Raw genomic sequence first — 12,525 nt, 5'->3', positions numbered from 1 at the left:
GGTGGTGTAGGTGGCAAGACCGCGCAGCGCTTCCGTTCAGCCGCTCTTCTCGAAGCACTCTCGTCTGGCGACCAGTCTGGAGTCCGTCTCCGTGGCTTCGACGACGACGTAGTTCAGCTCGTACGGGAAACGGGATTCGTCGCGCAGGTCGTCGAGCCTGAGCGGCGGATGTTTTTCGAGGTCGAGGTAGCGTGTCCAGCTACCGGGATTCAGGTAGCGTCCGTTGTCGAAAGGCTGGTCGTCCGGCAGATGGGTGTGGCCCATGACGACCACCTGCGCCGCGGGACAGGCGTCGAATCGGCGCTGCGCCAGATCGCGCAGCGCCTTCCTGCCGAAGTGGCGTGCCCCGACGATCGTGCCCAGCGTCTTCGAACCCGCCGCGCCGAGCACCGCCGCCGGCCGCAGCGCGAACAGCGCCTGCCAGTCGTCCGGGGGCACGACGGCGAACAGTTGGCGCATCAATTCGGCCAGGCTATCCTCGTCCGACACGTCGCGGCGCACGCTTTCCGGGCTTCGCTCTGCGCCCAGGAGCCGGCACGCCGCCGCCAGACGCTGCGCGAAATCGTCGTCCTCGCGCAGGCGCGCCAACAGCCGCCGGCCGACATCGGAAGCCTCTGACGCGCCTAGCGTCTTGGCATGGCGGGCGATGAACTTCAGCAGCATCCAGCCGGCGCTGGCGAAGCCGCCGGTATCCTCGCGCAGCAGCACCGTCGCCAGGTTCTGCACCGGGTGCAGGTTGTCGGCAAACGGGTAGCGCGCTTCCAGACCATTGACGAAGCGGACCATGAACAAGGTGCCGGGGCACATTTCGAGTCGCGCTCCGTCCGGCGCTTGCAGGATCGGTGCCGACCAGTGTTTGAAGCGGTTGGCCGGGTCCTCGAGGTGGCCGTGGCCGATGTGCAGCCGGCCGTCGTGGCGCTCGACCCAATCGACGCCGGTTTCGAAACGCAGGCCGGGGCCGATGCGCGCGCGCAGGCGCTTGCGCACAGCCGGCCAGCACAGGTCGACGTCGTGGTTGCCGGCCGCCAGGGTGACCCGGTTGCCAGCTTCCTGAAAGGCCTGCAGCGCCGCAAAGCTGTTGTCGTGCCCGGCGAGGATGGCCTCGAGCTTTTCCAGCGATTCCGGCTCCGAACACCAGTAGTCGGTCGACGGGCTGCGATAGGCCTCCTGCCTCACCTGCGCGAACTCCAGGAAATCGCCGTTGAAGAACAGTTCGATCTGCCCCTCCTGGCCGGCCGGCGAAGCCAGGCTCTGGCGGACGAAGCGTTCGAGCTGCCGGTTCTGATAGACGTGGTCGTCGCCCGGATCGGCCGCGCCGCCGCCCAGATGGAGGTCGCTGACGATCAGCGTTTGCCGTCTTTCCGACATCGCATGGCTCCCTTCCTACAGATCGAGCTGACACTGCACGGCATAGAGCAGCGGCAGCGGATTGCCGCGCCGCATGTGCTGCTGCCGGAACCCTTGCAGCAGAGCGGCGAGACTGCTGCCCGGGCTGTGGAAGCAGGCGTCGACGACATCGGCGCCGAAACGGGCCGCGAAACAGGTCGGCACCGGAAAACTCGGGGCAATCAGGCCGAGTGCCTTCTTCCGGCGGAAGGCGCGCAGGAAGCCGGTGAAGGACAAGGGCGAGAAGGCGCCGGCACTACAGGCATTGAGAAAAATCACCGGCGCATTCCGGTAGACGCGTTGCTCGTCGATCTGATCGACCGAGACCGAGCAGCCATGGTCGAGTTCGAGCGTTTCCGGCCGCGGCGCCGCGGGTGAGGACGGCGGGCTGCCGTGGCAGAAGAGATAGATCAGCGTCGCGTCGGTTCTTGCCCGGACAACGACATCGCGAATATTCCGGCAATCGGCGTTGACCTCGACTGTCGGGCCCTGCGCCCGCAACGCGGCGGCCAGGGCGTCGTGCACCTGGCGCGGCTGATCGGCGTCGACGGTGATCGTCGGGTTGAGGTTGAGGCTGGCTGTGGCCTTCGCCTGCCGCCGGGCCTTCAGCAGCGAAGCGTAGTCGCCTTCGCCGAGGAATTGCGTTTCGAGCGCGAAGCGCGTGCCCCAGAACAGCTCCGGCTGCAGTGGCCAGTCGTCGGGCGCGTCCGCGTCGAAGCGCTGCGGGTACAGCAATTCCCACGGCAGCGATACGTCGCGGGTGACGATGGTCAGCCGCGTTCCCGGTTCGGCCTGACGTTCGATGTAGTCGAGGACGCTGCGAAATGTCGCATCCTCGCGCAGGGCCCGATAGAGCACGCCACCGGCCTGTGCGAACTGCCTGGCGACGCTCGTCAGCGCGCGCCGGCAGCCTGGCGCCGTGGTGTCCGAGCCGTCGAAGGCGTACCACACGGAGGAAGTCTCGTAGAGATTGGCATCCAGGGTCGTCGCGAGTTGCGCGCGCAGCGCGTCCAGCCGGGCGCGGTCGATCGATGACGTGAAACCCCCGACCGAGTTGCTGAATTCTCCGTCGACGTAGTCCTCCAGGTCGAGGTACAGGAGGTTGTTTTCAAAGCAGGCTTTCAGCCGCAAGCGACGCAGCGGCGGCTTGCCGACCTCGGCGCAGTCCTGCACCGCCCGCAATCCGTCCAGGTCGATGATCGTCGGCGAAACCACCGCCGGCAAGGCCTTGCCGGGCGGCAGCACGATGATCGGCAGGCGGAACTCGTAGAGCCGCGCGCCGGCGTGGTGGAACTCGACATGCACGCCGTATTCGCCGGCCGAGCCGGCCAGCGCCCGCAGGGCAAAGGGCTGCGCCTGCCGCAGCTGGCCATCCTTGAACTGTGCCTGGCCTGCATGCGGGCCGTCGATCGCCAGCCCGTCTTCGGGCGTCACGCTGATCGCCAGCGTCTGTTCGCCGGCCAGCAGCGGCTTGAGTTTCTCGCCTTCGACGATCGCCCCGGCCACGTCGTCCGCCGCGAACTGCTTGAAGACCAGCAAGGCGATTCCTTCGGCGCGCAGCGTCAGGCCCCTGGCCGCCGGACCTTCTAGGACGAAACCCAGCTTGCCGGCCGCCGCGCTCGGCTGTGCCTTCTCCCGCGGCGCCTCGTCGGGCGACCCGTCGGCGATGCCTTTGCCGGCCCGCCCGGTCGCGCCGCGCAGTCGAAAGACATCGCGCCCGTCGCCATCGTCGAGAAAAGCGAAACCACGCTCGGCAAAGAGGGCGCGGAATCTCCTGGACGACGACTGCTCGCGCGCCGGGCCGGGGTCGTCCACCGTGGCCGGCGCCTGGTGCATCGTCTCCGTGTCGCCCCGGCGGCGCGGCTGGCCGCCGGTGAGGATGGCGCCCTTGCCGAGCGCGGTGGCTCCGTCGCCCTGGGCGATGGCGCCGCTGCCGCGCAGTTTGGCGCGATAGGAAACAGACCCGGAGGCCGGCAGCGCCAGCGGGTCGGGCGGCCGCTGTCCGGTGGCGAGTCCCTCTCCGCCGAGCAGCAGCGCCACCGGAAAATTGCCGCGCAACTCCGGCCACGGCGTTTGCTCGGCCCCATGGTCGGCGCGGGCGCTGGCCGGCACGCGGCGCTCGAGGTGACTGATCAGGTCGGAAACCAGCACCTCGGTTGCGCCGCCGGCCGGCCGCGCGTGCCCACTCAGCGCCTCGATCAGGTGATAGGTGAAGATGCTCATGCGGCCATCGGCGCGCAGATACGAGAGCTGCCCCGGCCGGCACGAACTGAGCACGGCGCGGCCCTCGCCCTGGGCGAGCGGCGTCGCGAGCGACTTCCCGGCGGGCGGGAAGAGCGTCGGCGGAATCGCCGCGCTGTGCAGTGCCGTGGCGGCCAGCGTGTCCTTGACCGCCATCCCGCCGGCGTGGCAACAATCGAGCAGCACCAGCAGGCGGCGCGGCGCCAGCTTGGCAATCCTGGTCGCGAAGGTGGTGGCCGCCACCGCGCTTTGGCCGACCTGTTTCAGGTCGAGATCGTAAGGAATCAGGAAATACTCGCCGTCCTGCTCGTGGCCGTGGCCGCTGAAATAGACGATCGCCGTCGCGTCGTCGTCGGCGGCCACGCACTCGGCAAGCCAGTCGAGCCCGTCGAACACCCCTTGCCGGCTGCTCTCGGCGCCGGTCAGCAGGCGGACCTTGTCGGGCCGGTAGGCGCAGCGCTGCGGGTGCACCAGCACGTCGTACAGCGCGCGCGCGTCGGCGGCGACGGCGGGCAGCGCCGCCGCGGCTTCCCGGTTCCGGTCGACGGCAATCAGCAGCGCGTAGGCATTTTTGAAACGACGGCTCATCTTTTTCCTCCCCGCATCCGGTCGTTCCCCGGCCTACGCTATTGACAGCCGCGCGCGCCGACAGGCATCCTCGTATCCTACTCCAACGATAATCCGGCGAGCACCACGGCGATGAACAGCGAACACCTTCCCCCAGCGAAAAAGCCGCGCCGTCGAGCGCAAGCCGCAGTCGACGGAGGCGGCGCCATCGCGCAAGGGAACGGAGCCACAGCTGTGGGCAAGGGTGGCCAACTCGTCCGAGGCGACATCCACAACAATTTCTACCAAGTAGCGCCGTCAGACGCCGCCGCCGCCGAACTGCGCCAGGCTTATCTGGGCTGGCTGGTCACGCAGGCCAACCGGCTGCCGCTCTTCGTCAGCGACGACAAGATGGTGCAACTGCCGGCGGTCTACACTGCGCTGCTCACCACGGCAAGCGACGACAGCCGCTTCCTGCCGGCCGCCGCGGGCGCGGCCCGCCAGCCCGGCGACGGCGAGCCGCGCCAGAGCGAACGCCTGTCGGCGCTCGAAGCGCTCGACCGCGAGCGTTCGCTGGTGCTGATGGGCGGACCGGGGAGCGGCAAGACGACCTTCCTCAACTTCGTCGCCTTGTGCCTGGCTGGCGAACTGCAGCATTCGGCCACCGCCAATCTGAAGCTTCTCCGCCAGCCGATTCCGCGTGAACCCGACTTCAAGCCGCAGCGGCAACGCTGGACGCACGGCGCCCTGTTGCCGGTGTGCGTCGTGCTGCGCGATTTCGCCGCCAGCCTGCCGGCCGACGCCGTGGTCGACGCCGGCACGCTGTGGCGCTTCATCGTCGGCCAGTGGCCCGAGCAACTGCGGCCCTACGACGACCCCCTGCATCGCGAACTGCTCGGCCGCGGCGGGCTGGTCCTGCTCGACGGACTCGACGAAGTTCCCGACGCCGAAAGCCGGCGCGCCCAGGTCAAGCAGGCCGTTCAGGCCTTCGCCGGGATGTACGGCAAGTGCCGCTTCCTCGTCACTAGCCGTACCTACGCCTACCAGCGCCAGGACTGGAAACTCGAAGGATTCGCTGCACGCGAACTGCTGCCCTTCACGCGCGGCCAGATCGAGCGCTTCATCGACTCCTGGTACGCGCACATGGCGAACGACCTGGCGCGCCTGAGCGCGTCGCAGGCGGCCGACGGCGCGGCGAGGCTCAAGCGCGCCACCATGGGCAAGCAATTGAGCGAACTCGCTGCCCGCCCGCTGCTGCTGACCCTGATGGCGCGGCTGCAGACGCGCGGCGGCGGCGCGCTGCCGGAAAGCCGCGAGAAGCTGTACGCCGAGTCGGTCGATATGCTGCTCGACGAGTGGGAACGTCACAAGCCGCGCTTCGACCGCCGCGGCCAGCGGGTGGACGAACCCTGCCTCGGCGAGTGGCTGGGCGCCAGCCGCGAGAGCATTCGGCGCGAAATCGACCGCCTGGCCTACGAGGTACACCTGGCGCAGCCCTCGCTGACCGGCACGGCCGACATCCACGCCGACGCGCTGACGGCGGCGCTGCGTGCCGCCTCGCGCGACCGGCCGGACGCCCGGCTCATGCGCCTCGAGGAGTACCTGCGCGACCGCGCCGGGCTGCTCAGTGCGCACGGTGAGGGCTGGTACCAGTTCCCGCACCGTTCCTTCCAGGAGTATCTGGCCGCCTGCCACCTGGCGCGCTTCAAGTTCCCCGACGAATTGAGCCGACTGGCGACAACCGACCCCGACCGCTGGCGCGAGGTTCTTCTGCTCGCCGCGGCGAGCGCCAGGAACACCCCGAGTGCCATCTGGGATTTGGTCGAGGCGCTGTGCGGCGAGGGGGTCGATTCGGACCCCGAAGCGCCCGAACCCGACAGCGAAACGCAGTGGGGCGCGCTTCTCGCCGGCCAGGCGCTGCACGAAACCGGCCTGTCGGCCGCCGACCCCGACCTGCAGCCGCGCCACGAAAGCAAGCGCCGGCGCGTGCGCGACTGGCAGCGCCGGCTGTTGCGCAGCCGCCGTCTGCCGGCGCGCGAACGCGCGCTGGCCGGCGACCTGCTCGCCGCACTCGGCGACCCGCGGCACGAACTGCTCGACGTCGACCACCTGCGCTTCGCCTTCGTGCCGCGCGGCGCTTTCTGGATGGGCGACGAAGGAGACAGCAAAGCGCCGCTGCACCGCAACGAAACGCTGGACTACGACTACTGGATCGCCGAATCGCCGGTCACGGTGGCGCAGTTCGCGCAGTTCGTCGCCAGCACCGGCGGCGAAGCGCCCGATCCACAGGCCTTGCGCGATCCGCCAAACCGGCCGGTGGCAACGGTGAGCTGGCACGACGCCCTGGCCTTCTGTGCCTGGCTAGGCGAGCGCTGGCGCGAGCGGCTGCCGGCCGGCTGGTCGGTCGCCCTGCCGTCGGAAGCCGAGTGGGAGAAAGCGGCGCGTGGCGGCGTCGAGCTTCCCGTCAGTGCGCAGTACACCACGGTTGGCCAGGGCCTTGCCCTTGCCGACCCGGCACGGCGGAAGAACCCGCAACCACAGCGCGCCTGGCCCTGGGGTGACGACTGGGAGCCCGAATGGGTGAATGCCGACATGAGCGTCGGTGCGACCAGCACGCCGGGCTGCTTCGAGGCCGGGCGCAGCCCTATCGGCTGCCTGGACATGGCGGGCAACGTCTGGGAGTGGACGCGCAGTCTGTGGGGCACCGATTGGCGGCAGCCCGCTTTCGTCTACCCCTACGATGCCAGGGATCTGAAACGTGAAGACCGTGATACCTCGGACGATGTCTTCCGGGTCGTGCGGGGCGGCTCGTGGAACCTTCCTCGAGACGGCGCCCGCTGCGCCTTCCGTCTCAGGCTTGTCCCGGGCACTCGGGATGCCGCGGGCGGTTTTCGGGTGGTGTTGCGTTCTCCCCCTGTTCCTTGACTCTGTCCTCTGCTCCCTCCGGCCTCTGTCACTCCGGGTACTCCGACTCTGGAGGGGGTGCGGGGGAAACTTCCCCCGCCGCGCCGGGCGGCTATTTGGCGCGGCGTCCCGGGATCGGATGCGCCGCGAAGAGATGCTTGCGCAAGCCCCAGGTGTCGGCGTAGCGGACGTGATTGATCCAGCCGCGCACGCTGGCGTCGAGTTCGGCGAAGGAGATCGACCCCGCGCGATATGCGTCGAGATTGCCGCTCAGCCGGCGCGTGAAGTTGACCGCGTTGCGCCGCTTGAGCAGACGATGCGTCGGGTACACGACGAAGCCGAGCCAGGGGATGCCGCAGCGCGTCGGCAGCACCTGCGCCTCGCTGGCGTGGATCGTCAGCCGCTCCTGTGCCAGGCGGGCGATCAGCGCCTCCTTCCATTGCCACAGCGTTTTCCGGTCGTCGCCGAACAGCGCGAAGTCGTCGACGTAGCGCAGGTAGGCGCCGCAGCCCAGTTGGCGCTGCACGAACCAGTCGAAGTCGTTGAGATAGACGTTCGACCAGAACTGCGAAGTCAGATTGCCGATCGGCAGGCCGCGTGGGCGGCAGGCGGCGAGCAGGTCGTCGCCGGGGAAGTACACCGGCCGGTACTCGTCCGTCAGCACGCCGGCGCCGCTGTCGAGGATGAGGCCGGCCAGCCACAGCAGATCCGAATCGTCGACCACGCGCGCCAGCTTGCCGCGCAGGAGATCGTGGTCGAGCGACGGGAAATGCTGCACGACATCGGCGCGCAGCACGTAGCGATAACGTCCCGCATGGTGCTGCAGCCGGTCCAGCGCCCGGTGCGTTCCCTTGCCGCGGCGATTGGCGTAGCTGTCGGCGATGAAGCTCGCCTCGAACAGCGGCTCGATCACTTGGCACAGGGCGTGATGGACGACGCGGTCGCGAAACGGCGCGGCACTGATCTTGCGGCGCTTCGGCTCGTGAATGAAGACAAGCTGCGACTGTACTTGCGGCTGGCCCGGCAATGGGATTGGCTGAGCAGCGGCCAATACGAGCACGTCAGCCGCCTCGTCGCCCAGGTCGGACGGCTGCTCGGCGGCTGGATTCGGCAAACGGCGTCCGGCAGGCCCGGTGTCTCGGGTCGCGAGGCCGAGGAGTTCTCCTGACCCGATGCCATCCCGGTGGCGGGAGCCGGGGCGGGAACGGCGGGCGCTTCGGCCTGGCCGTTCCCGTGCTTCGCTATGCGCCCGGCGCGGGCGATTGCCCCGCTGTCGCCCTGCCTTGCGGCCTGCGCGCGGACCAGACCGGTCTGGCGCTGTTCTTCTTCCTTCGCCTCGGCCGGCCAAGCCGCTCGCGCGAATCGACCGGCATTTCCGGAGCACGACCGGCACGGGGGTGCCGGCGCGCCGTCCCGCCCTGCGGCGGAACCAGAAGAAGGGGCGGACGAACGTGGGAAGAACGTAACACCACCCGAAAACCGCTATTGTCATTCCGATTGCCCGGGTGATTCCTGTTGCGGTAGGCGCAGCGGGCGTTGTCTCGATGATTGTTCCACGAGCCGCCCCGCACGACCTCTCCAGACTGCCTGACCGAGTGTCACCACCCGGCAGGCGAAGGATAGCAAAAAAAATCGCGTGCCGCGCTGCGCGCGGCGGGGGAAGTTTCCCCCGCACCCCCTCCAGAGTCGGATATCCCGGAGTGACAGAGGCCAAAGGGAACGGAGGACGGAGTCAAGAAACAGGGGAGGAACGCAACACCACCCGAAAACCGAGATTGACAAATCGATCGCCAAGGCGAAGCCTGTGGCGAGAGGTGCAGCGGGCACCGGCTCGATGAAAGAACCACGCGCCGCCCCGCACGACCCGTTCGGCACCGTCGTCGGCGTTCAGGTTCTCACGCTTCGGGTCGGCAGGATCGTACGGATAGTCCAGGTAGAGGCTGCGGGTCCATTCCCGGACATTGCCGACCATGTCGAAGAGACCGAAAGCATTGCCCGTGAAGCAGCCGACGACTGAGCTATCGTGGATCTGAGAATCAGCGTAGTTCGCCAGATTCGGATCGACATCGTTTCCCCAGGGAAACACCGCTCCGCTCAAGTTGCCTCGCGCCGCCTTCTCCCACTCGAGTTCGCTTGGCAAGGCAACTTGCCAACCGTTCTCGCGCACCAGCTTGGCGATCGGACTACCTTCGACTTCCGGCATAGTCTCGAGCATCTCGTGGAGCCAGTCGCACCAGGCCAGCGCCTCGTGCCAACTCACCCGGCGCACCGGTCGGCTGTCCACATCGGCGAGGGCGTCACCATTGCCGATCGCCAATCCTGTGGCTTCGATGAAGGCCCGGAACTGCGCGACGGTGACCGGGTAACGCGCGATGTAGAACTCAGGGGTCGGTGTTGGCGTGTCGTTGATCTCGTCGTCGTCAACCTTCCTCCCGATGATCTTGGCTACGCGCGCCGCGTCCTGCCGCCGCGTGCCGATCATGAACGCTGGGTCGGCGGCAATGCGCACAAAACCCAGCATTTCGTCGGCCGGCAGATAGAAACGCTGCGGGTCGAAGCGCGAGTCGCCGATCTGCGCCAGCCGGTCGCCGGCACGCGCGCGCACCGTCGGTCGCGATGTCGCCAACGCGTCGGCGTCGCCCAACAGACCGACGATGCGGCCCGCGCACTCGGCGCGCAGCGGCTCGCCGCTCTCCCGCCACTCGATCGCCGCCGTGGCGGCCAGTTCGGCAGCCGAGAACTGCGCGTCGGCGACGCTGCCGCTTGCGGTCAGGGCGCGCAGGAACTCGCGCGCCGAGCGGGCGGCGTGCGTTGCCTGATAGCCGGCAAGCAGCAGGATCGGCTCGCGCCACCAGGGGTCCTCGAGTCGTTCGGCGAGGAAGGAGAGCATCGCTTCGCGGCTGTCGCGCCCGATGACCTCGCTCAGGTAGCGGGCGACGAGGAACTCCTGCAAGGCGAGATGCAGAAAGCGATAAGCGCCGTCGCGCTCTTCGAGCACGCTGCCGCGTTGCCGCGCATGGCGGACGAAATCGTCGAGGCGCGGCCGAAACTCGGCTTCGGCGCACAGGATGGCGCGCAGCTCCGGCTCCTCGATCTCGCGCCCCTGGTCGGCGCCCTGCTGGTGCATCCGGAAAGCGAGCTGCTGCGCCATGTCGCGGTACAGCGTCCAGTCGGCGGACAGTTCGCGTTTGTCGCTCTCGTCGTACCCGTAATCGACCTGCAGCAGCGCGTTGATCGCCTTGTCGAAGAGGTCGGCACGCTGCTCGGGCAGTGCGCGGTTGTTGAGGTGGACGATCAACAGCAGGCGCACCATCAGCGGGCTGTCGACCAGCGCGGCGGCGTTCTCGCCCAGGCGCCGGCGGCGATCCGCTTCGAGCCGCCGGATTCCGGTCAGCAGGTCGTCGGCGCGCTCGAGGCGGCGCACGGGGTCCTGCGGGTGGATGCAGGCGTAGGCCTGACGGACCATCGGCGCGATGTGCTGCGCGTGCTCGAGCGCCTGCACCCGGATCTCGCGAAAATCGGCCCCGAGTGCCGTGCTGCCACTGCGGTAGGCGATCGTGCGGCAGGTGACGACGACGCGCATCGCGTCGCGGCCGGCGACGAGATTCTCCACCGACTGGCGGACCTCGGCGCGCTCGCCCTCGTTCGCCACTTCGTCGAGTCCATCGAGCAGCAGCAGGACGTTTCGTCCTTCTTTGAGCAGGCGCACGAAGAAGTCGGCCGGCAGGTCGAAGGGGGCTTCCCTGCTGATCAGATGCCAGGAAATGAAATGCGCCAGGGTCTTCTCGCGCGCTTCCGCCGCCGCCGGCAAGTGACGACGGTAGCGCGCGAACGAGGCCAGCGGAACGAGGATCGGCAGCGGTAGTTCGTCGGCGGCCATCGTCAGGCCGAGGCGCGAGCGCGCCAGTTCGGGCTGCCCTTCGAGCAGCGCAGAGGCCAGCGCCCAGGCCATGTGCAGCAAGACCGTCGTCTTGCCGCAACCGGGTCCGCCGATGATGGCCAGACGATGGCCGAGGCCGAGGACCTCGTTCAGGGCGATGTCGGCTTCGCGGCCGGAAGGCTCGTCGGCAGCAGCGCCATCCTCGAGCTCGACCGTGCGCTGGCGTCCGGCCTTGCCCGGCTTGCCGATCCGCTGCGGTGCGTCGCCGAAACGCGGCAGCGAGCGGGCGCGCAGCGGCACGTAGGCGGTCTCGATCGGCAACACGACAACCGCCGCGCCGCCCGCTCGTTCGATGCCGCGCAGCTCGATGCTCTGCGTGCGCTCCTGCAGCCAGCGCAGGTAGCCGGCGACCTGCCGGGCGATGTCTTCCTTGCTCGGGGCGCTGCCGGCGGCGGCGCGGTAGTAGTTGTGGACGATCTGCGTGCCGCTGACGATGGTGCAGTCGCCGCCGACCTGGGTCGCACCTTCGCCGAGGGCGATGCCGCCGGCCTGAGCAATGGCGCCCGAACCGCTGACGCTGGCCCGCCAGGAAACCGCTGGCGGCAGGGGCGCCAGGGGATCGGGCGCCGCCTGCCCCTTGCCGAGCCCGTCGCCGCCGAGCACCAGCGCGACCGGGAAGTTGCCGGTCAACTGCGGGACGGGGTTCTGCTCGGCGCCGTGCTGCGCCCGCGCGCTTTGCCGGACCGAGCGCTGAAGGTAGCTCGCCAGGTCGGAAACCAGGACCTCGGGTGCCCCGCCGGACGGCTGCGCGTGTCCGGTCAGCGCTTCGATCAGGTGAAAGGTGAAAATGCTCATGCGGCCGTCGGCGCGCAGGTAGGAGCTTTCGCCGGGCTGGCACGAACTGAGCACGGCACGCCCGGCGCCACTGGCGAGGCGACCGGCAGCCAGCGATTTGGCTTCGGTCCGGAAGAGCGCCGGCGGAATCGCCGCGCTGGCGAATGGCGCCGGCGCCGCCTGCTTGACCGCCATGCCGGCCGCGTGACAGCAATCGAGAACGACGAGCAGGCGGCGCGGCGTCAGTTGCGCGACGGCGTCGGCAAAGTCGGTCGCGCGGATCGCGCTGCTGCGCATTCGGCGCAGGTTGAGGTCGTAGGGGATCAGATAGTGTTCGTCGCCCTCGACGTGGCCGTGGCCGCTGAAGTAGAGGATGGCCGTCGAGTCGCCGCCCGGAATCGCCGCCAGTTCGTCGGCCAGCCAGTCGAGCGCGTCGAACACCCCTTGCCGGCTGCTCTCGGCGCCGATCAGCAGGCGAAGCTTGTCCGGCGCGTAGCCGCAGCGCGCCGGATGCACCAGGACATCGCGCAGGGCGCGCGCGTCGGCGGCCACGGCCGGCAGGGCGGCGCTGGCTTCCCTGTTCTGGTCCACGGCGATCAGCAGCGCACAGGCGTTCTCGAAGCGGTGGCTCATGTCGTCTCCTGGGTTGGCAGCCGCGGGCAGGAAATTTGTCGAGATTGACGCCCCTTGATGAAGGCTCATATACTCTCGATGGTACCGCTGGATTTCCTATC

General features: G+C 68.9%; 5 protein-coding genes and 1 pseudogene. 1 reads left to right on the top strand and 5 read right to left on the bottom strand.

Annotated elements, in window-relative coordinates; translation table 11 throughout:
• Positions 1–36 precede the first annotated feature (36 nt).
• Complete coding sequence (locus tag E4Q08_RS15115; RefSeq protein ID WP_169070998.1) at positions 37–1,368, bottom strand: metallophosphoesterase family protein; 1,332 nt, start codon at positions 1,366–1,368, stop codon at positions 37–39.
• Between the two features lie 15 nt (positions 1,369–1,383).
• Positions 1,384–4,215 carry a caspase family protein gene (locus E4Q08_RS15110; RefSeq protein WP_169070997.1) on the bottom strand — a complete coding sequence of 944 codons (2,832 nt, stop codon included), beginning with the start codon at positions 4,213–4,215 and terminating at the stop codon, positions 1,384–1,386.
• Positions 4,216–4,326: 111 nt separating this feature from the next.
• Between E4Q08_RS15110 and E4Q08_RS15105 the strand changes: the two genes are divergently transcribed.
• Positions 4,327–7,098 (top strand): SUMF1/EgtB/PvdO family nonheme iron enzyme, encoded by a 2,772-nt coding sequence (locus E4Q08_RS15105; protein ID WP_169070996.1) that lies wholly within the window; start codon positions 4,327–4,329, stop codon positions 7,096–7,098.
• Between the two features lie 91 nt (positions 7,099–7,189).
• Here the strand turns inward: E4Q08_RS15105 and E4Q08_RS15100 are convergent, their stop codons facing one another.
• From E4Q08_RS15100 to E4Q08_RS15090, 3 genes and pseudogenes are all read right to left on the bottom strand, one after another.
• Positions 7,190–8,191 (bottom strand): reverse transcriptase/maturase family protein, encoded by a 1,002-nt coding sequence (locus tag E4Q08_RS15100; RefSeq protein ID WP_169070984.1) that lies wholly within the window; start codon positions 8,189–8,191, stop codon positions 7,190–7,192.
• Between the two features lie 127 nt (positions 8,192–8,318).
• A pseudogene (locus tag E4Q08_RS15095) lies at positions 8,319–8,651 on the bottom strand (SUMF1/EgtB/PvdO family nonheme iron enzyme); the annotation flags it as partial.
• A gap of 158 nt (positions 8,652–8,809) precedes the next feature.
• On the bottom strand, positions 8,810–12,424 hold the full coding sequence (locus E4Q08_RS15090; protein ID WP_169070994.1) for an SUMF1/EgtB/PvdO family nonheme iron enzyme: 3,615 nt from the start codon (positions 12,422–12,424) through the stop codon (positions 8,810–8,812).
• Positions 12,425–12,525 lie beyond the last annotated feature (101 nt).

Source organism: Candidatus Accumulibacter contiguus, from assembly GCF_012940005.1.
GTDB lineage: Bacteria > Pseudomonadota > Gammaproteobacteria > Burkholderiales > Rhodocyclaceae > Accumulibacter > Accumulibacter contiguus.
Note: the sequence above shows the minus strand (reverse complement) of the source record. Positions and strands in the feature narration are given on the sequence as shown.